At 65.4% G+C, this 24,960-nt stretch carries 18 protein-coding genes and 9 pseudogenes; 12 read left to right on the plus strand and 15 right to left on the minus strand.

From position 1 onward, the window contains the following. Positions 1-762: 762 nt before the first annotated feature. From ABIE67_RS01770 to ABIE67_RS01785, 4 genes and pseudogenes are all read left to right on the plus strand, one after another. Positions 763-1,543 (plus strand): annotated as a pseudogene (locus ABIE67_RS01770) (transposase); the annotation flags it as partial. A 107-nt stretch (positions 1,544-1,650) separates the two neighbouring features. Beyond that, a complete protein-coding gene (locus ABIE67_RS01775) occupies positions 1,651-2,430 on the plus strand; it encodes a transposase family protein (RefSeq protein ID WP_370252270.1) in 780 nt (259 codons plus the stop codon). Between the two features lie 826 nt (positions 2,431-3,256). Beyond that, complete coding sequence (locus tag ABIE67_RS01780; protein ID WP_370252272.1) at positions 3,257-4,594, plus strand: hypothetical protein; 1,338 nt, start codon at positions 3,257-3,259, stop codon at positions 4,592-4,594. Positions 4,595-4,641: 47 nt separating this feature from the next. After that, positions 4,642-5,891: pseudogene (locus ABIE67_RS01785) on the plus strand (IS3 family transposase). Positions 5,892-6,064: 173 nt separating this feature from the next. Here ABIE67_RS01785 and ccrA read toward each other — a convergent pair. The 7 genes from ccrA to ABIE67_RS01820 all read right to left on the minus strand — a co-directional run bounded on the left by ccrA (position 6,065) and on the right by ABIE67_RS01820 (position 13,553). Beyond that, positions 6,065-7,441, minus strand: coding sequence for a crotonyl-CoA carboxylase/reductase (ccrA, locus tag ABIE67_RS01790; protein WP_370252275.1), 1,377 nt, complete (start codon positions 7,439-7,441; stop codon positions 6,065-6,067). 357 nt (positions 7,442-7,798) lie between these two features. After that, the gene (locus ABIE67_RS01795) at positions 7,799-8,803 is read right to left on the minus strand and encodes a hypothetical protein (protein ID WP_370252277.1); all 1,005 of its coding nucleotides are present in this window, start codon (positions 8,801-8,803) and stop codon (positions 7,799-7,801) included. Then, complete coding sequence (locus ABIE67_RS01800) at positions 8,800-9,876, minus strand: alcohol dehydrogenase catalytic domain-containing protein (RefSeq protein ID WP_370252279.1); 1,077 nt, start codon at positions 9,874-9,876, stop codon at positions 8,800-8,802. Before ABIE67_RS01800 ends, ABIE67_RS01795 begins: the two co-directional genes overlap by 4 nt. Continuing rightward, complete coding sequence (locus ABIE67_RS01805; protein ID WP_370268070.1) at positions 9,873-10,703, minus strand: ACP S-malonyltransferase; 831 nt, start codon at positions 10,701-10,703, stop codon at positions 9,873-9,875. Before ABIE67_RS01805 ends, ABIE67_RS01800 begins: the two co-directional genes overlap by 4 nt. Positions 10,704-10,849: 146 nt before the next feature. Then, positions 10,850-11,104 (minus strand): acyl carrier protein, encoded by a 255-nt coding sequence (locus ABIE67_RS01810; protein WP_370252281.1) that lies wholly within the window; start codon positions 11,102-11,104, stop codon positions 10,850-10,852. 68 nt (positions 11,105-11,172) lie between these two features. Next, a complete protein-coding gene (locus ABIE67_RS01815; protein WP_370252286.1) occupies positions 11,173-12,261 on the minus strand; it encodes a 3-oxoacyl-ACP synthase III family protein in 1,089 nt (362 codons plus the stop codon). Between the two features lie 176 nt (positions 12,262-12,437). Then, entirely contained in the window at positions 12,438-13,553 is a 1,116-nt protein-coding gene (locus tag ABIE67_RS01820; protein ID WP_370252289.1) for a beta-ketoacyl-ACP synthase III, read from the minus strand. Between the two features lie 751 nt (positions 13,554-14,304). On the opposite strand from ABIE67_RS01820, the pseudogene ABIE67_RS01825 reads away from it, so the two are divergent. Next, positions 14,305-14,595, plus strand: a pseudogene (locus tag ABIE67_RS01825) (transposase family protein); the annotation flags it as partial. Positions 14,596-14,657: 62 nt separating this feature from the next. On the opposite strand, the gene istB reads toward ABIE67_RS01825, so the two are convergent. Both istB and istA read right to left on the minus strand, forming a co-directional pair. After that, entirely contained in the window at positions 14,658-15,428 is a 771-nt protein-coding gene (gene istB, locus ABIE67_RS01830) for an IS21-like element helper ATPase IstB (RefSeq protein WP_370252131.1), read from the minus strand. Then, positions 15,428-16,795 carry an IS21 family transposase gene (gene istA, locus ABIE67_RS01835; protein ID WP_370252136.1) on the minus strand — a complete coding sequence of 456 codons (1,368 nt, stop codon included), beginning with the start codon at positions 16,793-16,795 and terminating at the stop codon, positions 15,428-15,430. Before istA ends, istB begins: the two co-directional genes overlap by 1 nt. Positions 16,796-17,164: 369 nt before the next feature. Between istA and ABIE67_RS01840 the strand changes: the two genes are divergently transcribed. Continuing rightward, positions 17,165-17,290: a hypothetical protein gene (locus ABIE67_RS01840; protein WP_370252293.1), complete on the plus strand. Its 126-nt coding sequence runs from the start codon at positions 17,165-17,167 to the stop codon at positions 17,288-17,290. A 15-nt stretch (positions 17,291-17,305) separates the two neighbouring features. After that, a pseudogene (locus ABIE67_RS01845) lies at positions 17,306-17,518 on the plus strand (transposase); the annotation flags it as partial. A 177-nt stretch (positions 17,519-17,695) separates the two neighbouring features. On the opposite strand, the pseudogene ABIE67_RS01850 reads toward ABIE67_RS01845, so the two are convergent. Then, positions 17,696-17,983, minus strand: a pseudogene (locus ABIE67_RS01850) (DDE-type integrase/transposase/recombinase); the annotation flags it as partial. Between the two features lie 162 nt (positions 17,984-18,145). Between ABIE67_RS01850 and ABIE67_RS01855 the strand changes: the two are divergent. Continuing rightward, a pseudogene (locus ABIE67_RS01855) lies at positions 18,146-18,322 on the plus strand (IS256 family transposase); the annotation flags it as partial. 139 nt (positions 18,323-18,461) lie between these two features. Here the strand turns inward: ABIE67_RS01855 and ABIE67_RS01860 are convergent. Genes ABIE67_RS01860 through ABIE67_RS01870 form a run of 3 tightly spaced genes read right to left on the minus strand, consistent with a single transcriptional unit; the run spans position 18,462 to position 21,312 of the window. Next, positions 18,462-19,382: an IS3 family transposase gene (locus ABIE67_RS01860; RefSeq protein ID WP_370252164.1), complete on the minus strand. Its 921-nt coding sequence runs from the start codon at positions 19,380-19,382 to the stop codon at positions 18,462-18,464. Beyond that, positions 19,370-19,699 carry a transposase gene (locus ABIE67_RS01865; protein WP_370252162.1) on the minus strand — a complete coding sequence of 110 codons (330 nt, stop codon included), beginning with the start codon at positions 19,697-19,699 and terminating at the stop codon, positions 19,370-19,372. The genes ABIE67_RS01860 and ABIE67_RS01865 overlap by 13 nt, the downstream gene beginning before the upstream one ends. A gap of 35 nt (positions 19,700-19,734) precedes the next feature. Continuing rightward, positions 19,735-21,312 carry a transposase gene (locus tag ABIE67_RS01870; protein ID WP_370252297.1) on the minus strand — a complete coding sequence of 526 codons (1,578 nt, stop codon included), beginning with the start codon at positions 21,310-21,312 and terminating at the stop codon, positions 19,735-19,737. A 79-nt stretch (positions 21,313-21,391) separates the two neighbouring features. Between ABIE67_RS01870 and ABIE67_RS01875 the strand changes: the two genes are divergently transcribed. From ABIE67_RS01875 to ABIE67_RS01885, 3 genes and pseudogenes are all read left to right on the plus strand, one after another. Beyond that, positions 21,392-22,348, plus strand: a complete 957-nt coding sequence (locus tag ABIE67_RS01875) for an IS256 family transposase (protein ID WP_370252302.1) — start codon at positions 21,392-21,394, stop codon at positions 22,346-22,348. A 44-nt stretch (positions 22,349-22,392) separates the two neighbouring features. Next, positions 22,393-23,172, plus strand: a complete 780-nt coding sequence (locus ABIE67_RS01880; protein ID WP_370252306.1) for a transposase family protein — start codon at positions 22,393-22,395, stop codon at positions 23,170-23,172. A gap of 35 nt (positions 23,173-23,207) precedes the next feature. Then, positions 23,208-23,519, plus strand: a pseudogene (locus ABIE67_RS01885) (transposase); the annotation flags it as partial. A gap of 60 nt (positions 23,520-23,579) precedes the next feature. On the opposite strand, the gene ABIE67_RS01890 reads toward ABIE67_RS01885, so the two are convergent. Then, positions 23,580-24,419: a transposase domain-containing protein gene (locus tag ABIE67_RS01890; RefSeq protein WP_370252311.1), complete on the minus strand. Its 840-nt coding sequence runs from the start codon at positions 24,417-24,419 to the stop codon at positions 23,580-23,582. Between the two features lie 4 nt (positions 24,420-24,423). Further along, positions 24,424-24,732: pseudogene (locus ABIE67_RS01895) on the minus strand (IS6 family transposase); the annotation flags it as partial. Between the two features lie 67 nt (positions 24,733-24,799). Here ABIE67_RS01895 and ABIE67_RS01900 point away from each other — a divergent pair. Beyond that, a pseudogene (locus tag ABIE67_RS01900) lies at positions 24,800-24,910 on the plus strand (IS6 family transposase); the annotation flags it as partial. Positions 24,911-24,960 lie beyond the last annotated feature (50 nt).

Raw genomic sequence — 24,960 nt, forward strand, 5'->3', positions numbered from 1 at the left:
CCTCTCAGCCCTGCGCACAGGCGCAGCGTGAAGCCCAGCAGGCTAATGGCAGGACTCCTCGCTACTTGGCTATATTGGGAATTGACCGCGATCAGGTCAACAGTGGTTCAGTCTCGTCATCATCAGCTTCGTCCAGAGAACGCTCACCTCCTTCCACCTGTTGTTGGTTGCGACCAAGCGCAGAGTACCAACCGGATAATGCCTCAGCGACATCGTTGGGATCTTGCATAGCCCTATGTTCCGTTCGACCGACCGATACCGCGAGTTGAGAGCCATCGAAGACTGAATGACCGAACTGAACATGATCGACACCCGTAGCGCGAGTCATCGGACAGCATTCCGTCTTAGTACTCCAGCCTGAGCTGGTCGGCTTCCTCAGTCCAAGTAGGGGGTTCGCTAGGAGAGCGCTGACACTTGGTTGCTGGAGAATGTGGGTGCCACGCAAGAATTGCTGGTAACTCGCCCAGCCGATAAGTCGAAGGGGAACTCGCTCACGCTATGACGCTGGGCCTTAGCCATTCCGCCCCGACCCTGCTCGGCCGTCGACTCGGCGGAGGTGAGACCGACTCGCGCTCTGATGCAGCCTGTCAACCCACCCGCTGCCCAGGAGCGACACCCAGGAATGCCAAGGCTTCGTAGGCGGTCGACTCTCGGCGCGCCAGGCCGCCCTAGCCTCGCCGTTTCGCTTGGGTACGGCTGGCTCTGGGGCGGAAACGTGAAAGTGCCTTCCTGACCTGGGACGATGAACCTTGCTGAGGGGTTCTGTCGGTCCAGGCGGAGGGCACTTTCTACGCGCAGGCTATCGGATTGCGTCCCAAGGTCCATGTCAGTGCCGATGGTTCGGGGGTGGTCGGGCATGCCGGGGCACGGTTGCTGGCGGATCTTGCTGACGCCACAGGGCTGACCGCCGCGTACTCCGCCGCTCTCAGGCCGCTTCGGCCGCGCGGGACCGGGCATGACCCGGGACGGGTAGCCACCGACCTGGCGATGATGCTCGCCGACGGCGGTGAGGCGATCGCGGATCTGGCCGTGCTGCGGGACCAGGCAGGGGTGTTCGGCCCGGTCGCCTCCACACCCACCGCTTGGCGGTTGCTCGCCGACACCGACGAGGCTGCACTTGCTTGGCTGCAAGCGGCCCGCGCTTCAGCCCGGGAAGTCGCCTGGATGCAGGCCGCCGAGACCGGCGAGGGCATACCTGCTGCTCGGGCCGGCGGACGAGAACTTCCCGGCCTGGTTCTGGACCTCGACGCCACGCTGGTCGCCTGCCACTCGGAAAAGGAACAGACCGCCCCGACCTACAAGGGCGGCTTCGGCTTCCATCCGCTGCTGTGTTTCCTCGCGAACACCGGCGAGGCCGTGTCGGGACGGCTGCGGCCCGGAAACGCCGGAGCCAACACTGCCGCCGATCACATCTCGGTGCTCGACCAGGCGCTCGCGCAGATCCCCGACGCCCACCGGCACGGCACCGACATCCTCATCCGCGCCGACAGTGCCGGATCCCACGAAAGCCTTCCTCGCCCACGTCCGCGACGCGAGGAAACGAGGAATCCGTGAGGGTTATTCACGGGCTTGGTTTCTTGATCAGCAAGACGGCCCTGCTCGGTAGCCTGGCGTTTGCGACGACGTCAGTTTTCCACCGGGGTAGGGCCGTTGAGCTGGAACGTTACGACAGGGCTGGAAGCGGATCAACTGGAGGCCTTGGTGGTCCGGGTCCACACGATGCTGGTGGAGGACCCCGATCCGCCCGTGGTGCCGGGACCGATGTGGGCGCTGGGCCTGTACAAGTCCGTGGTCCTGGTGTTGTTCCTGCTGCGGCAGAACCCCGTCCAGCAAGCGGCGGCGGAACTGTTCCACATCTCCCAGGCCACCGTCTCGCGCCGGTGGACCACGCTGCTCCCGGTGGTGGAGACGGCCCTGGCCGAGCATGTGCCCGACCCCGCCGACGCCTCACACGGCAGGATCGTCCTGGCCGACGGGACCCTGGTCACCACGTGGGACTGGGCGAGCGAGGGCACCACGATGTTCTCCGGCAAGCATCGTGACACAGGCTTCAACCTGCAGGTCGCCGCCACTCTCAGCGGGGACCTGCTCGCCGTCTCCGCGCCGGTACCCGGCAGTCGGCACGACATGTACGCCTGGCGCCAGTCCCACTTTCCCAAAGCCTTCGCCGACCGGGAGAGCATGGGGGATCTGGGCTATGCCGGCTCCGGCATGCTCACCGCCCGCCGCAAGCCACCCGGTCAGGAACGCCCCGTCAAAGACAAGGTGTTCAACCAGAGCATCGGCAAGCTCCGCGCCGCCGTCGAACGAGCGATCGCACATCTGAAGGACTGGAAGGTCCTCGCCACTCGCTATCGCGGCCCTCTCACCCGGTTCCCCCTCGTCGCCAAGACCGTCACCGCCCTCGCCTTCTACAAGAACGGCTGGTGACCCCGTGAATAAGCCTCGCGGTCCCCACACGTCATGAAAACGAACCGCACATCGCAGGATCCCACCCGCCCTGCGGCCGGAAATATCACGTTTTTCCGAATTTTCCACCGCAGGTTGACAAAGAGACCGGACATGCCATGGGTCAGGCCTTCGTAAGGGGGTAGCGATCTGGGGTCAGGATCCGGTGCCAGAGCAACATCGCGCAGAGATGAGGGTAACGGTGATGCATGGTTAACTTCCTCGACCCTTCAGGGAACTCGGTTCCCACAAACGTGCCGTGGGCTCGGGAGAAGCATGGAGCCGCCCACGGCTCAGAACCCTGCCCAGAGGATCTTTTTTTTACGCCCAGGAGAAGCTGAACCAGATCAACAGTGATCTTACGGCGCTCTTTGGGAACCTCTCCTGGCCCCGCCACATGCGACTGGCCCGGCCGGACCGGGCAGGACCCGAATCTGTCTCCCCCAGTTGGGATCCGGCCGATGCTGAGTTGGTGGCGCGGCTGGAGCGAGCTTGATCCCGCCGACGTGTCGGCAGCATGGGACGCGTTCAAACAGCACTGGACGCTGCGGCCAAGTGACGAAGCTGCAGATCGGCTGCGCTGACTCAGCTCTCACGCCAACCGTACCAGAGGGCGAATGCGGCCACTTGGGGCTGCCTTTCCTGCTCATTTCCAGCCGATGGGCACGTGCAACCGGGGGCACAACCCTAGACGGCCTCACGCCGACGGCACACACTGCATCTGCGGTCGCGCGGCTGTCCGAGAACGTAGCGGCTTGCTAATAAAGCGGCTGTGATCCTATTGATTTGACCACGATGAGGTGAGTGTGTGCCAGGCACCCCCAATACCCGCCTGCAGGTGCTGGTACAGGAGGCCGGCTGGAGTCCGGCGCAACTAGCCCGTTCGCTTCGCGCGGTAGCTATCAATCAAGGCTTATCCGTGAAATACAGTGCCCCCACGGTGCGGCGCTGGCTGGAGGGCAGGCGGCCCAGGCCGCCTGCCCCTGCGCTGCTTCTGGAATGTCTGTCGCGGCGATTGGGCAGACCTATCACCCCGCAAGAGGCGGGCCTGACTGACATACCTGCGCCGGTTGTGAATCCGTCCTGGGAAGCTGATCCAGTGCACAAACTCAATCAGCTCCTTCATGCCGAACTCGACCCGGACCGTCCGTCCCCGTTTGATGCGCGGCACTTCAGCGTGGCCGCCTTGATGCTGCCCAGGGAGTTCACATTCGGTTCGCCTATGTCGCCGGCAGCCGAGGCCTCGCCTGCCCAATCGATCGAAGGTGACCGATTACGTGGGATGAGCAACCTGTTCCACAGCGCTGTCGAGGCATACGGCGGGGAACATGTGCGTGCCGCGCTCACCGCCTACCTCGCACGCCATGTCATGCCCCTTCTTCCTCCGCACGTGTATTCACCCACGCACCGCGATGTGTTATCCGCTGCCGCTCAGTTGACGCTTCTACTCGCGACCATGTGTGCCGACAGCGGATATCAGCGCACCGCCCAGCATTACCACCAGATAGCTGCCCGGCTCGCCGCTGATACCGGAGATCAGGCTACTCTCGCCATCGTTCTGCGTGCGATGGCCACCCACGCCTACAATCTCGGCCACTACGGCCCGGCCGTACTCAACCTTGCCGAACATGCAGCTGTTCGTGCCCGCACCGCGTCGCCAGCTGTTCAAGCCTACACACAGGCTCACCTTGCAGTCCTGCAGGCGCACCATGACCGTCACGCCGCCCTTGCCGCCCTGGACCGTGCGCAATCCCTTCACTCGCGCGTTGACGCCGCTCCTGGACCCTTCACCACCTACCCGGCAGGCGCGCTGCACTTTCAGCGCGCCCGAGCTCTGAACGCCCTCGGCGACGCTGCGGGCGCCATTCGGGCACTCACTATCTCGCTGCGTCTGCGGACCACGGATGAACACCGCGCGGCCGCGCTGACTCGTGCCCATCTCGCAGAGACACACCTGCGCGTGGGGCATCTCGACGAAGCTCTCAATCACTGGCATGTGTTTGTCACTGCTTATCCCACCCTTAACTCAAGTCGCGCCGCGAGTCACCTGCAACGTCTCGGGCAGCAACTGCTGCCCTATCAGCGCCACCCCCAAGTCGTGGCACTTCTGGCGCAGGTGAGGCTCATCATCCGACATCCCGACTGAACCGTTCCGGGTTCGGTAGGGACTCGATCATTTGAGAGGATCGAGTCATGGCACGTCCTTCTCCCTACCCCGTTGAGCTGCGTAAACGAGCGGTCCGTATGGTCGCCGAGGTATGTCCGGAGTACGACACAGAGTGGGCCGCGATGAAGGCGGTCGCGGCGAAGCTGGGCATCGGGACGACCGAGACGCTGCGCAAGTGGGTCCGTCAGGACCAGATCGACAACGGGGCTCGGCCAGGGAAGACAACGGAGGAATCCGCGCAGATCAAGGCGATGAAGAAGGAGATCGCTGAGCTGAGGCGGGCGAACGAGATCTTGAAGGCCGCGGCGAGTTTCTTCGCGGCCGAGCTCGACCGGCCACACACGCGCTCGTGAGTTTTATCGACGAGTACCGGGACCGCTTCCGCGGTGTCGAGCCGATCTGCCGCGTGCTGACCGAGCACGACTGCAAGATCGCCCCGTCCACCTACTACGCGTTCAAGAAGCGCCAGGCCGCCCCGTCGGCCCGGCAGCTGCGGGACGCCGAACTCAAGGAGCTGATCCGCAAGGTCTACGACACCAACTTCCGTGTCTACGGGGCCCGGAAGATCTGGCGAGAGCTGAACCGGCAGGGGCATGCGGTGGCCCGGTGCACCGTTGAGCGGCTGATGCGCGAGCTGGGGATCGCCGGCGCGGTCCGCGGCAAGCGCGTGATCACCACGATCCCGGACCCGAACGCGGAGCGAGCCCCGGACCTGGTGGACCGCGACTTTGTCGCAAGGGCACCGAACCGCTGCTGGGTTGCCGACTTCACCCACGTGAAGACCTTCTCCGGGGTCGTCTACATCGCGTTCGTGTGGACACCTTCTCCCGCCGGATCGTCGGCTGGTCCGCCGCCGTCACCAAGGAAACCCGGCTCGTCCTGGACGCCCTGGACATGGCCCTGTGGCAGCGCGACCGGGACGGAATCCCGCACAGAGGGCGAGTTGATACATCACTCGGATGCCGGGTCGCAGTACACATCGTTCGCGCTGGCCGAGCATCTGGACAAGGCAGGGATCGCCGCGTCGATCGGCTCGACCGGCGACGCCTACGACAATGCGCTGATGGAGTCCACGATCGGCCTGTTCAAGACTGAGCTGATCAAGCCCGGCCATCCGTGGAGGACTCTCTCCCAGGTTGAGCTGGCCACTGCGGAGTGGGTCGACTGGTACTGCCACCGCCGACTCCACGGTGACATCGGGCACGTCCCGCCCGTCGAATACGAGACCAACTACTACCGAGAAGCCACGAAACCCCAGGTCACAGTCACGACCTAGAGTCTCGATCGAACCCGGAACGGTTCAGACCTCCCCCAGGTAGAGTCAGCGGGATGACCTCATAGGCGAGCTCTTCCTCTTGCCTAGTGCTCTCAATGCGCTACGAGAACGGGCCATCGGAAACGCTTAGGGGTGTGCACATCTAACGACATGTCATTCTCGGGCCCGAATGATCACGGTACTACACCAGGCGCACGAGTCCCCAGACATTCTTGAGGGCGTCGGAAGCGGTTGATGGCGTCGATGTGCTTGGCGCGCATCTCCTCGTCGCGCACGCCGAGGCCTTCCTCGGGGGCCAGGCACAGGACGCCGACCTTGCCCTGGTGGAGGTTGCGGTGCACGTCGTAGGCCGCCTGGCCGGTCTCCTCCAGGGAGTAGACCTTCGACAGCGTCGGGTGGATCTTGCCCTTCGCGATGAGCCGGTTGGCCTCCCAGGCCTCGCGGTAGTTGGCGAAGTGCGAGCCGATGATCCGCTTCAGCGACATCCACAGGTAGCGGTTGTCGTACTCGTGCATGTAGCCCGAGGTCGAGGCGCAGGTGGTGATGGTGCCGCCCTTGCGGGTGACGAAGACCGAGGCGCCGAAGGTCTCGCGGCCGGGGTGCTCGAAGACGATGTCGATGTCGTCGCCGCCGGTGAGCTCGCGGATGCGCTTGCCGAAGCGCTTCCACTCCTTCGGGTCCTGGGTCTGCTCGTCCTTCCAGAACTTGTAGCCCTCGGCGTTGCGGTCGATGATCGCCTCGGCGCCCATCGAGCGGCAGATGTCCGCCTTCTGGTCGCTGGAGACGACACAGATCGGGTTGGCGCCACCGGCCAGCGCGAACTGCGTGGCGTACGAGCCGAGTCCACCGCTCGCGCCCCAGATCAGGACGTTGTCGCCCTGCTTCATGCCGGCGCCGTTGCGGGAGACCAGCTGGCGGTAGGCGGTGGAGTTGACCAGGCCCGGAGCGGCGGCCTCCTCCCAGCTCAGGTGGCCCGGCTTGGGCATGAGCTGGTTGGACTTGACCAGGGCGATCTCGGCGAGGCCGCCGAAGTTGGTCTCGAAGCCCCAGATGCGCTGCTCGGGGTCGAGCATCGTGTCGTTGTGGCCGTCCGAGGACTCCATCTCGACGGACAGACAGTGCGCGACGACCTCGTCACCGGGCTTCCAGGCGTTGACGCCGGGGCCGGTGCGCAGGACGACGCCCGCGAGGTCGGAGCCGATGATGTGGTACGGCAGGTCGTGGCGCTTGGTGAGCTCGCTGAGCTTGCCGTAGCGCTCCAGGAACCCGAAGGTCGACAGGGGCTCGAAGATCGAGGTCCAGACCGAGTTGTAGTTGACCGAGGAGGCCATGACGGCCACCAGGGCCTCGCCCGGTCCGAGTTCCGGCACCGGCACGTCGTCCAGATGGATCGACTTGCGGGGGTCCTTGTCGCGGGTCTGAAGCCCCGCGAACATCTCCGTCTCGTCCTTGTGCACGGTGATCGCGCGGTACGACTCGGGGAGCGGCAGAGCAGCGAAGTCGGCCGACGTGGAGTCGGGCGACTGGATCGCGTCCAAGATGTCCTTCAATCGATGCCTCCCAAGAACGATCAGGGTGACTGAGGTGAGATGAGCCGGTGGATGTCGCGTGGCCAGCGTCAGTGAGCAGGCTCTGCCAGGGCAGAGCAGGTGGCGATCCGTCTTTCTCTCAGCGCCCGTGCCCGCGATCGCGCGTTGCCGGTATCGATGGCTGCGGCTGACCCGTTTTGACTCGTTCGCGCCAGGAGATGCCTCTACGCATCCGTCGCCGACTTGATGTGTCGATCACGTTGTGGATTTGCCGTGCGGAGGTTACCTCTATCCCGCTTATGCCTCGCTGGCTCTTCGAGGCGTGTGCAGGTCGTCACCGCGAGCCAGTCCTACTGGCCTTGCGGCGGTGACGGATGGTCACACTTGGACCAGCACGGATTCCAGCTGCATGCCCAGGCCGACGCCGGCTAGTACAATGTAGTCCGTGGAAATGTTGTCGAAGACGTAAGCGAGGTTGACCGGGTACGTTGCCGAGATCATGTGGCCGAATTGGGCGAGTGTATCCACGTACTCCTTGGGGCAGATGCGCTCAGCCCAATGATCGAGGAGTATGCGTACGCTCTGATAGGTGATCAGGGTGATCTGGTTTCCGCTGATGCCGTGCCGGGCGAGCAGCTCGTTGACGAGTTCGGGGATGCCGTCCTTGATCCATGAGGACACCACCTCTACGCCGGTCTGGGTGAGCTCAAGGGTTGCGACGGGCATCCCGGTGTTGTCGACCGGTACTTGCCGACGGCCGTGGACCGTCAACGGCCGTATGCCCATGGTGGCGGCACGGTAGTATGACGTGTTGGTCATGCTGGCATGGCCGATCACGATGAAGCGATCGGAGGGGCCGATGAGTGTCGCCCCAGCTCCGTCGCCGATGCAGGTGGAGTGCCCCTGACTGTAGTCAATGTGCTGGCTCCAGTTACTCCCGCACGCCACCAGGCAGTACTGGGCTCCACCCGACCGGACGGCCTCAGCGGCATGCACGATCCCCGACAGGAAGTTGACCTGTTCGGAATTGATCGGTACGACCATCGCTTTCCTGTCGAGGCCCAAGTCGTGGTGGACTTGGTAGAGGGCGTTGGGTGCGTGGTACTCAGGGACACTTACGTGGCCGTAGAGCCGATCCACCTGGTCCGCCTCCACGCCGGCCGAGTCGAGACTGCGCATACAGGACTCGGTGACCAGGCTGGTAATGGACTCGTCAGGGCCGAGACAGTAACGACGGTCCAAGTCGCGAAAGAGGAGGGACTGATAGATGCCCTGGGCGTTGCGTGAGATGTCCAGGCACTCGAAGACAGGATCATTGTTGCACCGCACCCGTTTGGGCAGTTGATAGCCGCACCCGAGCAGCCCTGCACCACGTTGCTTCACCGTTCGCCTCCCTCGTAGCTGATCATCGGCTTGACGATGTGGTCTCGCTTCTTGCGCATCATGTCGAACGCGTCCTCGACCTTTGTGAAGTCGAACCGGTGGGTCGTCAGCTGCGTAACGTCGACGTCCGGCTGACGGTTCTCCAGCAACCGCAGCATCCGGGTCAGGTGCTCGCGCCCTCCCGGCGCCAAAAGCCCACGGATGGTCTTGGCGTTCATGCCCATGCCAAAAGAAACGATGGGGATCGGCAGGGGTGCTTGGGACTTCCAACCGTGATAACCGGCATTGACCACCGTGCCACCGGGTTTGATGAGCCGCACGCATTGCTCGAACGTCTCATGGGTGCCCAGCGCCTCGATGGCGGAGTCGACGCCTTCCGGTCCGACTCGAGCCCGGACACTCTCTACCACGTCGCATGTGTGCGGGTTGAGCACCTCGTTGGCACCGAATTTGAAGGAGAGCTTCTTCCGATCGTCCTGCGTTGCGGTGGTGATGATATAGCCAGCTCCGAGCAGGCGTGCACCAATGGTGGCGCACAGGCCGACCGGCCCCTGTGCGATGATCGCTACTGTCCCGCCTACGGGGATGTTGGCGCGTTCCGCCGCAGCTATCCCCGTGCTCAGCACGTCTGTTGCGTAAACGGCTTGCTCGTCGGTGACGTCATCGGGAATGTGCGTGAGGTTGTAGGCGGCGTCATTGACGAGGAAGTATTCGGACAGGTTACCCTCGCGCTGGGTGGTCCACTTGAAACCACCAAGCGCTCCGCCACACTGGGTGCCGTGGCCACGCTGGCAGGAGTCGCAGTGCCCGCAGGGCGTGAGAGCACCCACCATAACCCGGTCGCCCTCGTTGAACCCAGTGACATCAGGGCCTACTTGGTGCACCACGCCTACGCTCTCGTGCCCCAGCGTGCGTCCCGACGGGATGGCAATGCCGCCGGAGACAGTGTGTATGTCGCTGGTACAGATGCTGGACATCGTCGTGCGCACCACCACGTCTCCCGGCCCACACTCGGGGATGGGCTTGTCTACCAGACCCACCTTGTGGGTATCGAGAAATACCAGCGCTTTCATAGGCGACAAGTCCTTTCTGCTCCGTCAGGGATGGTGCTCGTCACTTGCTGCCGACCAGGTGCCCGCAAGGGACTGTGCACACAGGCCCCGGTCAGCGTGTCGACGGCAGCCTGGGCAAGACCTCCTGGGGGCCCGCACTCCACGAAGCAACTTGCACCCATCTCCTCGAGTTCATACAGGGCGTCAGTGAAGTTGACCGGCCGACACAGGTTGTCAGCGATGCAACTGCGCAGATCGTCTTGGTCACAGTAAAAACGGCCTGCGCAAGGGCTGAAGACCGGTGTCCGAAAAGGCAGCTGGGCGAGGGGTCCCAACCTTTGCCGGTAGCAATCCGCCATCGCGGACGCTTCGGGATGGTGGGACAAGCACCGCACCATGGGCAATTGGCTGACTCTTACACCGAGCACACCCGCTGCTGCCGCCACTGTATCGAGCTCGTCTGATCGGCCGCTGACCAGTGTCTGCCGCGGCCCGTTTCGGCACGAGACCACCACACGTGACAAGCCTAGTTCCTTGAGTAGGCACTGTGTGGTGGCGGCGTCCGCGTACAGCAACAGCATGCCGCCTGTGCCTTCGTAGTCCCGCATGACGTGCACCAGTTCGCACACCGCGCGGACCCCGTCCGCCATTGACAGGGCGCCAGCGGCCACACAAGCGACAATCTCTCCGAAGCTGCATCCAGCGAGGGCGTCCGGTCGAGTCTGCTGCGCGACGAGCACACGATGGAGGGCCACCGCCGTAGCGAACATGACCAGCTGAGGAGTGCCTTCTGGAAGTACAGGATCCGGTTCGAGAGGGGGATGCTCCCACCAGCCGGCGGTGGACATCTTGAACTCGCTGGCGTAGTCGTCGACCTCGGTGAAGACCTCCCGTGCGACGGCCTGTCCGTCCGCTCGTGCGATGGCGTGGCTCAGAGGCGTCCCGGCCAAGGTGCCTTGGCCGGGGAAGAGGAACACCCGTGCCAATGCGGCGGTCACTGCCTGGCACCATCCCTTCGTGCCGCGAGCTGCTCCTCGAACATCGCCAGGGTTTCCTTGACGGTGAGGGCTGGGACGGCCTTGCTTTCATCGAGCGAGATGCCGAACTCCTCTTGCAAGGCCACGAAAATTTCCACGACGGCGAGCGAGTCCAGGCCGAGTTCGTCGAGGGTGGCTTCAGGGGTGATCATGTCTTCCGGGGCTTCGAACTTGATGAGCTTGTCCTTCAGTGCGTCATAGGATGCAGACACGGATTACTCCTTGATCGACAGGTGGGACGGGGTGTTAGACCACGCTCGGGTCGGCAGTGGGCCTGGTATCACCATTGGCCGCTGGTGGCGTGTTCCGCTTGAGTCGCCGGCGTAAAGGGAGACGGATCGCCGATAGTGGCCCCGCTCCAGGTCAGAGTCGTACTCCCCCATGTCAGACCTGCGCCGAAGGCGACGATGAGAATCGTGTCTCCGCGTTGCACCCGTCCTTCTGCTGCCGCCTGGGCAAGGGCGTAAGGAAGCGAGGCCGCTCCCAGATTTCCAACCCGGTCACCGATCACGACCAGTCGGTCCTCGGACAAGCCGGTCCTCGCATACGCCTTTCGCAGCAAGACGGGATTCGGCTGGTGGGACGCAACCACCTTGATGTCCTCCGGCTTGACGCCGGAGGAGGAGAGCGCTTGGTCGATCATCTGAGGGAATACCTCATGGACGAACACTCGCGCGGCACGTCCGTCCATGTGTACAGCATGGTCGCGGTCCGCCAGCGTCGTGTCGGAGGCCGGCCTGCGACTCCCGCCAGCAGGGATCCAGGCATGCTCGGCATGCGTGCCATCAGATCCCAGGATGATGGGCCCAAAGCCCCCTGCATGGCCCGGGTCTTCTCCCCGAGACTGGTGCCGGAGCAAATGCCCCGCGGGGACCCGGCTCAGGACGGTGGCTGCCGCTCCGTCACCGAACAGCGAGGCAGTCGCCCGGTCAGAGAAGTCGAGGAAGCGCGAATAGACCTCGCTTCCCACAACGACCGCATGTTCCACGTCGTCGTTGGTTGCCAGCCACTGCTGCGCCACCTTGATGCCGAACAGCCAGCTGGAGCACGCAGCCGAGACATCCAGAGCCACCGCATGCCGGGCACCCACCAAAGCCTGCACACGGCAGGCCGTGGATGGGCAAATCTCGTCGGGCGTCGTGGTCCCCACAATGATGAGACCGAGTTGCTCCGCACTCAGGTCCGCTGACTTCAAAGCGGCCCGCACAGCCGCAGCCGCCAGGTCAGAGGTGGCCTGCTCGTCGTCGGCAACGTGCCGTTGCCTGATCCCAGTGCGTTCCAGTACCCATTGCTCTGGCATTCCGACGGCAACTGCCGTGTCCTGATACGTGCGTACCTTCGGGGGCACATAGGCCCCAATTCCGGTCACACCAACGTGCTGAGGGCCACGCGGCCCTGCGCCGATAGGGATCATGAGAGGGGACCTCGTCTTCGGGCTCTGACCCGGCGAGCTGAGCATCAGCCGGGCGCGAGGGAAGGTCGGCCGTTTCCGGGAGACCTTGTTGGTGGTCGCGCAGGAAAGCGCTCAGTTTCGAAGATTGTGCTCTACGAGACCGTGATGCTCGTCGGCATTCGCCAGGGCTGGACTGTCTGGTCCTGAGACTCCGTCCCGCTGAGAGGGACAGGGATTCCCTGGAGGGGGCCGGGGATCTCTGGGGGAAGGTGCAGCGGCAGGACCTCTGGCCAGTTAAGAGCGATGGAGCCCCACGTCAGGCCGCCGCCGAAGGCCGTGAGAAGGGTACGTTTACCAGGCCGGACGACCCCGCGTGCCAAGGTGTCGGCCAGAGCCAGAGGGATGGAGGCTGCGGCGGTGTTGCCGACATGGGCGATGTTCCCGAACCGATACTGCGACTTGATACCGAGCCGGTTGCCCACGGCGTCGAGAATGCGCTGGTTGGCCTGGTGGCCGATAAAGGCCCGCACCGAGTGCGAAGGCCAGCCAGCCCGCTCCAGTACGACCTGGGAGGATTCGGTCATACGCTGCACCGCATGCCGGTACACCGTCCGCCCCTGCATCCGGAAGTACTGCTGATCCCTCGGAAGTTCACGACCGTGCCCCGGAAGGCGGGACCCACCCGCAGCGATGGCAATCAAGTCGCTGCCCGAACCGTCGCTGCCCAGATCGACAGCCCGGATCGCCCCAGGTTCCCTGCTACTTGCCCCGCGGAGCAGAGCCGCACCTGCCCCATCACCGAAGATCACTGCGGTATCCCGGTCCGCCGGATCAATGATCGACGTGTACACCTCGGCGCCAATCACCAACGGCTGGGCGCACACGCCAGTCATCACCATGGCACAAGCCATCGCCAGGCCGTACACAAACCCGGAGCAAACCGCCGACACATCCAACGCCGGCACATTCCCAAGCCCCAACCGGTGAGCCACCTCGGGAGCCGTACCCGGGCACGGGCGATCGGGAGTAGTCGTGGCCAGCAGCACAAAGTCAGCAGTTCGCCCGGCCGACTTCAGCGCAGCCCGCCCAGCGGAAACAGCAAGATCGCCGGTGCTGGTTCCCGAGTGCACCTTCCGGCGCCGCTCGATGCCGGTACGCGAGCGGATCCAATCATCAGACGTGTCCAGGTAGCCCGCCAAGTCATCGTTGCTGACGACGTTCGGCGGCAGACACGTACCAACACCACAGATCGCTGCGGCAAGTGCCATACCCCTCACCATCCTTCGCCTACAGAAGACGCTCGAGACAGGACCGCATCCGGCCACAGCAGCAAGGCGGGGATCGCCGCTCGCTGCCACGTCGGCGTGGGCGCGAGATGCATAGATAGTTCAGCCCGACAGAGGCCCGACGAACAACACCCGAAACCCGCAAGGTGCGAACACTCGATACACGGTTGTGCCTTTGTGAACCGCAACATCCCACCCCGAGTCCGCCCACGAGGAGACGATTGGGGCCGCAGGAACGCCCAGCGTGAGTCACGGCTCAGGCATCTGTGCCAGGCCCCCCTGACTCGCCGTCAGGCTCCGGTGGGCCGTAGGAGGCCGTACCTTATGCCCCAACTCGCCCACCCCTCGCCCGTTTCACGACAGGCTGGGGTCCATCAAGCGAGCGGCCCTGTCTCACAATTGGTGGTGACGGAGCGTGAGTGTCAGGTGCACCATTTCCAGCGGAGAGCTGGATCAGCTCTTTGACCTTCGGGTTCCCATGCGGATGACAACACATCCGGTGGCTGGCCTGTCGGTGCGCGCGCTCTCAGGCAGGCACCGAGCCGGCCTACGTGATCGCGTAGCGGACATGGGGGCGTGGAAGTAGCGGTGGATGATGTGCGGCTGGTGTTGGCGGCGGTCGAGGAAGCGGCGGGTCTCGTGGGCGAGGTCGAGCGTGGGGTGTGTCAACTTAACGGTCCTGTCTCACATTCGGTGGTGACGGAGAGTTGTGAAAGTCGTTGACCTTCATGTGATGGGTGTCAACGAGCTTGTGCAGACGGTGTTTTCGGGTCTGTCCCCGCTGGTCATGGAGGATGTGGTCGGCGAGGGTGAGCGGATCGTGGTGCGGGCCCGGACGCCGCTGGACACCGCGGTCTGCCCGGTGTGCGGGGCCTCGTCGGGACGGGTGCACGGCTATCACTGGCGGACGGTGGCCGACGTTCCGGTCGACGGGCGACGGGTGGTGGTCCGTGTGCGGGTGCGGCGTCTGGTGTGCCCCACGCGAGGCTGCCGCCACACCTTCCGCGAGCAGGTGCCCGGGGTGTCCGCGTACGACCTCAACTACAGAAGCGCGTACGACCTCACGTCCAGAGGTCGGCATCGGGATCATGCCACGGTGTCATCTCCTTCGATAGTGGTGAATCGGTTCTTGAGCCTGAAGCTCGGGCCGTTGATCGAAATGACCTCACAGTGGTGGAGGAGCCGGTCGAGGATGGCGGTGGCCAAGACCTCGTCGCCGAACACCTGGCCCCACTCGCTGAACGATTTGTTCGAGGTCAGCAAGATCGAGCCGGTCTCATACCTTTTCGAGACCAGCTGGAACACGAGGTTCGCCTCGGCCCGGTCCAGGGGCAGATAGCCGACCTCATCGACCACCAGGACGTGGGGCTTGAGGTAGGTACGCATCTTGGCCGCGAGACGCCCCTGGGCCTCTGCTTCCTTGAGCTGGCGGACCATGTCGTCCAGCGAGGTGAAGTAGACGGAGAAGCCGGCCTTGCAGGCCGCTATCGCGAGTCCCACCGCGAGGTGTGTCTTGCCTACTCCGGGCGGACCCATGAAGGCCGCGTTGGCCTTGGCCTCGACGAAGGAGAGGGCAGCGAGGTCCTTGACCTTGCGGACGTCGAGGTCGGGCTGGAAGGCGAAGTCGAAGTCATCCAGGGTCTTGTGGTGCGGCAGCTTCGACAGACGCAGGGCGGTGCGAAAGCGCCGTCCGTCGCGGACGCCGGTCTCTTCTTCCAGGACGAGATCGAGGAAGTCGAGGTAGCCCATCTTGTCGAGGTCGGCGCGGGCGGCCAGCTGCTCGAGACTGGCCGCGAGGTGGGGCAGGTTCAGCTTGTCGGCGTGCTTGCGGATCCGTGCGGTGATCAGGTCACTCATCAGTTCACTCCGGGCATCGTCAGGCCGGCGGCGAGGTCGTAGTCGGCCAGCGGGCGGCGGGAGACGGGGATGCGGGCGACCGCGGTGCGGGCCAGCAGGGCGTCCAGGGAGCCGGATTCAGACCTAGTGACGTCCGGGCGGTCTTGCTGGTCGGGCTCGTCGGCGGTGGTGACGCTGCGGGTGTGGCCGTCCGCGAGGCCATCCCAGTGGGCCTCATCGACCACCCAGCTGCCCCGCACGTCCGCCCGCTGATGGAGCGCGAGCAGGCTGTCGCTGCCCGCGGCCTCATCGAGGTGGTGGATGGCGATCTCGGCCTGCGCGACCCGGACTTCAACCTGCTGACCAGGACGGATACGGCGGGCGGGCACCGAGTAGAGGCTGCCCTCGAAGGAGACCAGGCAGTCCTTGCCGGCCCTGCGCAGGTGCCGCTCGACCACCCGGTAGGGATGCCCGGGCAGCGGGATCAGAGCGGCCCGGTCCTTCACGGCCCGCTCACCGATCACCTCACTGTGGGTGCGGTGGACCTGCCGACGTCGGATCGGCGCCCAGGCCATGAACGCCGCGTCCATCTCCGCGACGGAGCCGAAGGACCGGCCCGCCAGGACGTGATCACGGACAATGTCGACCTGCCTTTCGACGCGTCCCTTCCCCTGGGGCCGATAGGCCGCCAGGACGTCGATGTCGAAGCCGTAGGACGAGGCGAACGCGACCGCCTCGGGATGCAACGGCACCGCCTTGCCCGGCCCAACATGCCGCTTGACCACGGTCTTCGTCCGGTCGTAGACCACCGTGGCCGGAGTACCGCCGAAGTGCTCGAACGCGCGGCGGTGGCAGTCGAAGAACGTCGCCAGGTCCTGCGACGTGGTGAAGCAGCAAAACGGGTCCCGCGCATAGGACAGGACCATGTGAAACGAGTACACCTTGGCGATGCCGGCATGCGCGAGGATGCCGCCCTCATCACCCCAGTCGACCTGGGCCTGGCCCCCGGGCACGACCTCGAACCGGCGGTGCAGTCCGAACAACTGGCCTTCGTCCAGACCGAGTTCGACCCGGATACGGGGCCTGGCCTCGGCGACATACATCTTCACCCGCTGGTAGTGCCCCTCGAAGCCGTATTGATCGACCAGCCGCTCGTGGATCACCGCGGCCTTCAACTTGATGTCGACCCGCAGCCAAGCATCCACCACCGGCGCCAGCTTCGCTATCTTGCGGGGCTGGGTGCCCTTGCGCGACGGCGCCGCCGGCACCACCGCCCCCTCGGCGGCCAGGTACTTCTTCACCGTCCGCCAGTCATGCCCGGTCTCCCGGGCTATCGCGCTGATACTCACGCCCGCCTGATGCAGGGCACGGAACCTACGTAAGTCCATCCATTCCTCCGGATCCAGGATCATAAGAAGCGGTCACCCTTCGGACTCGTCTGCTCGGCCGCTGACGAACCGAAGGGTGATCGCCCCTTGCCTCGAACGTCTCTACGACGCGCCGAGAGCTCTGGACGTGAGGGTGTACGCCGCTATGGAGATGAGGGTGTACGCGGACACCTCTCGGGCCCGGTGGCACCACCCCCCAGGTCATCCCTTCGACAGGGGGGAACAGTCATGCCGGGCCCGGAGGCCAGCGGCCCTCTTGCAGGACCGCGGAAAACATAACGGGGGGGGCTCCTTGCCGGCCGTGGTGGTGCCCGGCTGCTGCAGATCCTGAAGGTGCCGCTGTCGCGGACCAGCGTGCTATTCCACTTGATGCGCTTGCCGCTTCCGTCGGCAGCAGCGCCGCGGGTACTGGGCGTGGACGACTTCGCGCTCTACGCGGACGTCTATGGAACCCTGCTGGTGGATGCCGACACCCGGTTGCCTATCGAGCTGTGAGCCGGGCGCGACGCCGAGCAGTTGGCCGCCTGGCTGCGCACGCACCCCGGTGTCGAGGTGGTTTGCAGGGACGGCTCGCTGGTCTACCGCCAGGGCCTCGCCGACGGCGCCCCCGACGCGGTGCAGGTCGCGGACCGGTGGCACATCTGGCACGTGCGCCGTGAGGCGCTGGTTGATCGTGTGGAGGTGAGAGACCTTCGCCGCCGTCCTGTCGCAGCAGGGTGGTGAAGCTGGGGGCAGCCCGAACCGGGAGGTGCCGGGGAGGGTGGCAAGCGGCCCCGACAAAGCCGGGACGTGCCAGTACCACCAGATGGTGCGGGTCCGGCAAGCAAGACGGAGGGGCTTGTCAAGTTGCTTATGTGGTAGGCGGGTTGGGGTGTGCCGGTGGTGCGGGCGGTGTCTGGTTCAGGCGGTCGCGGCCATGAGGGTGGTGCCAGTGATCTGGTGCCAGAGGGTGAAGCGGTTGGTCATCTCAGTGCGGTAGGCGGGGGCGGTCATCAGGTGGCGGCAGGGGCGGAAGTGCGGTGAGATCCGGGAGGAGGAGGCCAGGAACCGTTGGGCGGTGCCGACACGGCGGAAGCCCTTCATGCGCCGCTCGCGCTCTCGCGTGGGGAGATGCGAATTCTCTGCCCGGTTGTTGAGGTATTTCGAGGAGCGGTGCTCGACTGACGGCATCACCTGACGGTGGGCGGCGCGTAGGAGAGGCTGTTTACTCCTCTGTGTAAGAGGTGATCTTGCTGGGTGCTGGTCGGGCCCCGGGTGACACCTGGAATGTGACGCACAGTGAGTGACCTGATGAACGAGTCCAGCCCGCACGCCGAGTCCGCAGAGCCGCGTGAGGAGGCGTCGAGGCGGCTGGCGGGGGCTTTATCGCCGGCGGCGATCGACCGGCTCCTGGCTGATGCGGAGGCGGCCGGGGTCGGTATTGACGGGGCCGGCGGGCTGCTGCAGCAGATGATGAAGGCGGTGCTGGAGCGGGCTTTGCAGGTGGAGATGACTCCGTTGCTGAACTCGTCAGCTGGCGAGTCGGCAGTTGAGGCGCTCGAGTCTGCTGGTGCGGGGTTTGTGTAGTGGGTTGGTGGTCCACCAGGCGTCGAGCCGGACCACGTTGAGCGCGGTGGCGGAGAAGGCGTGCTGGACTCTGTCAATCCCCTCGTTGTGTGGAGAGTTTCTAGGCGGCCAGCTCCAGGGCGGAGCCGGTCCGATGCATATGTTCGTAGTCGATCGGGCTGTGGTACTCGCATACGCTGTGTAGTCGGCGGGTGTTGTAGAAGCCGGTGATCCACGTGGCGATCTTCAGCCGGGCCTCGGTACGGGTGTCGAAGGTGTGCCGGTAGATGTATTCGACCTTGAGGACGCTGTTGAATGCCTCGCTGACGGCGTTGTCGAAACATGAGCCGACGCGTCCCATGGACTGGGTCACGCCGAGACGGCGGCAGACCCGCTTGAACCGGCGGGAGACGTACTCGCTGCCCCTGTCGCTGTGAAAGATCACGCCTTTCACGTCGCCTCCGCGGGTGGCTGCGGCCATGTGCAGTGAGGCCACGACGAGTTCGGCATCGTGGCGAGCGCCCATCGCGTAACCGAGCAGGCGGCGTGAGAACAGGTCGATCACCGTGGCCAGGTAGAGCTTGCCCTCACCCGTGACGATCTCGGTCATGTCGCCGCACCAGACTTGGTCCGGGGCATCCGCGCTGAAGTCGCGGCGCACGAAGTCCGGCGCCGCGGCCCGCCTACCGGGGCGGGTGAGCCCGCGACGCCAGCGTACCTTCCGTCCGGCCAGGCCCAGCTCGGCCATGGTCTTCGCGACGGTGTTCACCGAGACGCGCCATCCCTGCCTGACGAGCGTGATCCACACCTTCGGGGAGCCGTAGGTGCCGCCCGAGGCGTCGAAGACGCGCCGGACGGCCTCGGCCAGCTGTCCGCGCCGCACTTCGCGGGCGGTGACAGGCCTGTCCTTCCACTTGTAGAACCACGACTCGCTCACGCCCAGCACCCGGCAGGACGTGGTGTGCGGAATGTTCTTCTCGGCCTTGCAGTCGCTGATCACCCCGGCCAGCCGGGCCGGGTCCGCGGCAGCTACTTCACCCACAAGGCCATGCACTGTTTGAAGACGTCACGTTCCATCTCCAGCTCGCGGATGCGCTTGTTCTTCTCGTTCATCTCCCGGCGCAGCCGCTCCAGCTCAGCGCGTTCACCCTCCCGCAGCCGGCCGCCCGAGGCGGCGGGCGCGGGCCGGTCGGAGGAGGCCGAGCCGTTCCTCCTCCAGCGTGAAACCCAGCTGTGCAGCGTCCCCGGATGCACTCCGAGATCCTCGGCGACCTCCGGGATCGGCTTGCCCGTCTCGATCACGATGCGTACAGCACCTTCACGGAACTCGGCGTCGTACTTCTGTTGCTTGGACCCCATGAACCTCAACTTCCCCTGGTATCACGGACTCCACGCTATGAGGGGAACCTCACTCGGACTTTCGGCAGGCCGCGGTAGCGGGCCCGGCGGATGCCGGTGACGTCGAGGGCCTGGTTGACGGTGCCCTCGACACCCGCGCGGAGGGCGTACTTGGCTCTCCAGGATTCGGTGTCCTGCTCGGCACGGGCCGTGGCGGTGCGTTCGTGGAGTTCGCGGGGCTGCAGGGTGAGCATGCGGGTGCCGCGGACGGAGCTGGTGCACTTGTCCCGTGAAGGGCAGGGGCGGCAGTCGGCGCGGGCGAAGTCGATCACGATGGCGTCACGGCCGTGCTGGGTGACCGGATACCAGCCGGCACTGGTGGAGCCCTCGGGGCAGCGGACCTGACGGGCCTTCCAGTCGATACGGAAGGCGCTCTTGTCGAAGCCCTCGGCGGTCCTGGCCTGGGGCGAGTGGTCGCCCAGGAGTGGAGTGACCATGGTGATGCCCTGCCCGGCGGCGGCAGTGATCAGGTCGGCTGAGGGGTAGCCGGAGTCGAGATAGTGCTCGGCGGGCGTCACCTCGCGCTCGGTGAGGTTCTTCTGGATCGGCTCGGTCGCCTTCACATCGGGCACGGTGGCGTCGGTGGTGTGCACGTCGGTGATCAGGTTCGGTGCCAGGGCACGGAGACAGGCTTCGGCTTCGGCTTCGGCTTCGGCTTCGGCTTCGGCTTCGGCTTCGGCTTCGGCTTCGGCTTCGGCTTCGGCTTCGGCCGGAGCGTGACAGGTCTCGGTGAGATGGATCTTGTAGCCGCACCAGAAGAGGTCATCACCCTTGGCGGACCAGCGGGCGTCGGGGTCGTAGGGGGAGGCCAGGCGGGTACTGCCGGGCGGGACACCGTCATTGTCGGCGTCCCGCTTGCTGACCACCTCCCGTCCCCGGGCATCGAGGCGGACGGTGTATGTCTGCACGAGGACCTTCCTCAGCAGGGCGACCGCCTCGATCTCACGGATCCATGCCGGGGCACGGTCGGACCAGGCAGCCCGACACAGGACCAGCGCGTCCTGGCCGAATATCTGGGCGAGTCGCTCCCGCTTGGTCTTCGACGACGGCATCGTCCAGCCATCGACGCGCGGCCCGTAGCGTTCGGCGAACTCGGCGACGTCGATCACTCCGGCCAGCCAGGACGGCGCCGCCACCGCCAGTGCCTCCAGCGCCGCCCGCACACTCTCCCCGGCCAGCTCGGTGCGGTTCAGGTCACGGACCGCGCTGATCACATGGGTGGAGTCGGTGCGCTGCTTGCCACCGGCCTTGACCAGCCCGGCCTCCCGGCAGTGCTCCAACAGCCGGTCGAAGAGCACCCGTTCCATCCCGTCGCCGGCCAGCCGAGAACGGAACCTCGACAACGCGCAGAAGTCGAAGCCGGTATCGGACAACTCAGCGCCCAGGGCGTACTTCCACGACAGCCGGTCCCGCGCCGCGTCCGCGGCCTGCCGGTCGGTGAGGTTCTCGGTGAACTGCAGCACCGTCACCAGGGCGAGCAGGGCCGGGGACTGAGCAGGAGCGCCACGACCGGGAAACGCCTCGGCGAACAACGCGTCATCGAAGACCTCGGCAAGGTGGTCACGGACCCGCATAGGAAGGCTTCCCCTGGGAAAAGCCGCACGAGCCGTACGCACCGTCTGTTCCGGAATGGGCGGCAGGCCCCCAGGCCGCATGGACACCACACCGACCTCCCGCGGCCAGGGCAGACAGAACGACCGCACCAACGATCATGCCGAACAGACCCAGGCCGCCGCAGGCAATTCAGCAACGGAGTCGGAGATGGCCGACCATCTCGGTTACGAGGCCGGGGACCCGGCAGGCCGCGGCTCGGGCAACGCCCGCAACGGCTCCTACCCCAAGACGCTCACCACGGTGGCCGGCCCGGTCACGGTGGACGTGCCCAGGGACCGCCGGTCGGAGTTCGAGCCAGTGATCGTACCCAAGGGCCGACGGCGTCTGGCCCAGGTCGACGACATGGTGCTGTCGCTGTACGCCCGTGGCATGACCACCCGCGACATCACCGCCCACCTCAAAGAGGTCTACGGCAGCGAGGTGTCCCCGGCCCTGGTATCCAGGATCACCGATGTGGTCGCGGACGAGATAACTGCCTGGCAGAACCGCCCTGTTGACGACGTCTACCCCATCCTCTACATCGACGCGCTGACCGTGAAGGTCCGCGACAGCGGCATGGTCACCAACAAGTCCGCCCACCTGGTGATCGGCGTCGACGTGGACGGCATCAAGAACGTACTGGGCATCTGGCTGCAGGACAGCGAGGGCTCGAAATTCTGGCTGAACGTGCTCACCCAGCTGAAGAACCGCGGCCTGCGCGACGTCCTGATCGTGTGCTGCGACGGGCTGGCAGGCCTGCCCGACGCCATCACCACAGTCTGGGAGAAAGCCCTGGTCCAGACCTGCGTGACCCACTTGATCCGCAGCTCGATGAAATACGTGTCGCACGGTGACCGCAAGCAGGTGACCGCCGCCCTCAAACCGATCTACACCGCCGCCACCGAATCCGAGGCACTGACCGCGCTGGACGAGCTCCGGTCAAACTACGGCAAGAACTACCCTGAGGGTTATTCACGGGCTTGGTTTCTTGATCGGCAAGGCGGCCCTGCTCGGTAGCCTGGCGTTTGCGACGACGTCAGTTTTCCACCGGGGTAGGGCCGTTGAGCTGGAACGTTACGACAGGGCTGGAAGCGGATCAACTGGAGGCCTTGGTGGTCCCGGTCCACACGATGCTGGTGGAGGACCCCGATCCGCCCGTGGTGCCGGGACGGATGTGGGCGCTGGGCCTGTACAAGTCCGTGGTCCTGGTGTTGTTCCTGCTGCGGCAGAACCCCGTCCAGCAAGCGGCGGCGGAACTGTTCCACATCTCCCAGGCCACCGTCTCGCGCCGGTGGACCACGCTGCTCCCGGTGGTGGGGACGGCCCTGGCCGAGCATGTGCCCGACCCCGCCGACGCCTCACACGGCAGGATCGTCCTGGTCGACGGGACCCTGGTCACCACGTGGGACTGGGCGAGCGAGGGCACCACGATGTTTTCCGGCAAGCATCGTGACACAGGCTTCAACCTGCAGGTCGCCGCCACTCTCAGCGGGGACCTGCTCGCCGTCTCCGTGCCGGTACCCGGCAGTCGGCACGACATGTACGCCTGGCGCCAGTCCCACTTTCCCAAAGCCTTCGCCGACCGGGAGAGCATGGGGGATCTGGGCTATGTCGGCTCCGGCATGCTCACCGCCCGCCGCAAGCCACCCGGTCAGGAACGCCCCGTCAAAGACAAGGTGTTCAACCAGAGCATCGGCAAGCTCCGCGCCGCCGTCGAACGAGCGATCGCACATCTGAAGGACTGGAAGGTCCTCGCCACTCGCTATCGCGGCCCTCTCACCCGGTTCCCCCTCGTCGCCAAGACCGTCACCGCCCTCGCCTTCTACAAGAACGGCTGGTGACCCCGTGAATAAGCCTCCCTGGCCTAATTGCCAGTTGGGAACGGGCCTGGGAAGAATTCATCCCCTTCCTCGCCTCCGACCGCGAGATACGCAGGGTCATATACACGACCAACGCCATCGAATCCCTGAACTACCAGCTCCGCAAGATCACCAAGACGCGCGGCCACTTCCCCAGCGACGACGCCGCCGTCAAACTCCTCTACCTCGGCATCCGCCGCATCGAAGGCCGCCACATCGACGGCGAGGGTCCCATCCCCAAAGGCCGCGTCCGCGGCACCGGCACCCTCGGCTGGAAACGCGCCATGAACCACTTCATGCTCGCCTTCCCCGACCGCCTCCCCCTCTGACCCCAGCAAGATCACCGACAGTAGCCAACCCGCAGGCCCGACCAGCAAGGCCACACACCTCTACATACACAAAGGAATTGACAACCTCAGACTGGTGAGCAGCCGCCACTGCTCACAGCGGACCGTTCCGTCGGCCAGGCTCACGGTGACCTGAGCCTCGATGACCCGCACCTCCAGGAGTACGGGCAGGACGCCGTAGCCGAGCCGGGCCAGATAGGAGCCGTCGCCCAGGTGCCGGAAGGGGGTGGGCACCCGGCGGGCTGAGGAACGGATGAGGAACTGCGCGCCGCTGGTCTTCACGTCGCGCAGGAACGCAGTTGCGTCGAAGGCGGCATCGGCCAGCAGCAGCATGGAGCGGTCCAGGACACCCAGCAGGCGGCCGGCATAGGCGAGTTCGCCATCGGATTCGGGGCCGAAGGCAGCCGCCAGAATGGCGCGGGTGCCGCACTCGACCACAACCAGCAGCCGCAGCAACGGGTAGCCGAACTCCATACTCTCCCCGCTGCGTTTGGGATAGCGCCAGGTGACAGCCTCGTCATCGGGCACGTGCAGCAAGGTGCCGTCCACGGCCACCGTGCGTAACCCGCGGTAGAACACGCCGACCTGGCCGCGGTAGGCGACCGGCCCGGCCAGCGTCTCCAACAGACGCCGCAGCGGCGCGGCCCCTATCCGCCGCCGCGCCCTCGACAGCGAGGACACGGCAGGGCGTACCAGGGACAAGCCCTCCAGGCCGGCCACCAGCTTGCCCCAGACACCCCGGTAGGAGTCCTGCTCGAACAGGGCCAGCGCCAGGACGAAGTACACCACCACCCGCGACGGCAACAGCCGCACCCTGCGCTCACGCGTCCCGGTCTCCTCCAGCACCGCGTCCACCAGCGCGAAGTCCACAATCTGTGTCAACTTGCACGTTCCCGTCCTGGTCCACCGCGCGCCACAGGTACCGCATCCGCCCGTTGACCTTGATGAAGACCTCGTCCAGATGCCACCGGCCACCCGGCCGGGGCTGCCGGCGGTGCAACCGGCGCGCGTACTCGGGCCCGAACCGCTCGCACCACAGCCGGATCGCCTCATAGGACACCTGGATGCCACGCTCAAACAGCAGCTCTTCCACATCACGGAACGACAGAGGGAAACGGTGATACAGCCAGACCGCGTGCGCGATCACATCCGGCGGGAACCGGAAGCCCTTGTACGACGGTGCAGCACGGTCCACCAACAGGTCCCTCCCAGACGATCTACACCAAGATCATCGCACCCACCTCCTCAACTTGATAACTCTGCCGCGAGTAATCGTGACCGACAAGCTCCGCTCGTACGGGGCCGCTCACCGCGAGGTGATGCCCTCGGTCGAGCACCGCAGCTCAAAGTACTTGAACAACAGAGCGGAGAGTAGGGTCGGGGACTGGCGCGGTGGCCTGTGAGGGCTTCGTTTCCAGCCCCC

Origin of the sequence: Streptomyces sp. V4I8 (assembly GCF_041261225.1) — a bacterium.
Classification (GTDB): Bacteria; Actinomycetota; Actinomycetes; order Streptomycetales; family Streptomycetaceae; genus Streptomyces.

Excerpts from the sequence above, each read along its gene's own strand:
- ABIE67_RS01840 (WP_370252293.1), top strand. The coding sequence starts at position 17,165 with ATGCGCTTGCCGCTTCCGTCGGCAGCAGCGCCGCGGGTACTGGGCGTG.
- ABIE67_RS01800 (WP_370252279.1), bottom strand. The coding sequence starts at position 9,876 with ATGAAAGCGCTGGTATTTCTCGATACCCACAAGGTGGGTCTGGTAGAC.
- ABIE67_RS01865 (WP_370252162.1), bottom strand. The coding sequence starts at position 19,699 with ATGGGGTCCAAGCAACAGAAGTACGACGCCGAGTTCCGTGAAGGTGCT.
- ABIE67_RS01820 (WP_370252289.1), bottom strand. The coding sequence starts at position 13,553 with ATGGCACTTGCCGCAGCGATCTGTGGTGTTGGTACGTGTCTGCCGCCG.
- istB (WP_370252131.1), bottom strand. The coding sequence starts at position 15,428 with ATGAGTGACCTGATCACCGCACGGATCCGCAAGCACGCCGACAAGCTG.
- ABIE67_RS01870 (WP_370252297.1), bottom strand. The coding sequence starts at position 21,312 with ATGCGGGTCCGTGACCACCTTGCCGAGGTCTTCGATGACGCGTTGTTC.
- ABIE67_RS01875 (WP_370252302.1), top strand. The coding sequence starts at position 21,392 with ATGGACACCACACCGACCTCCCGCGGCCAGGGCAGACAGAACGACCGC.
- istA (WP_370252136.1), bottom strand. The coding sequence starts at position 16,795 with ATGGACTTACGTAGGTTCCGTGCCCTGCATCAGGCGGGCGTGAGTATC.
- ABIE67_RS01805 (WP_370268070.1), bottom strand. The coding sequence starts at position 10,703 with ATGTCCACCGCCGGCTGGTGGGAGCATCCCCCTCTCGAACCGGATCCT.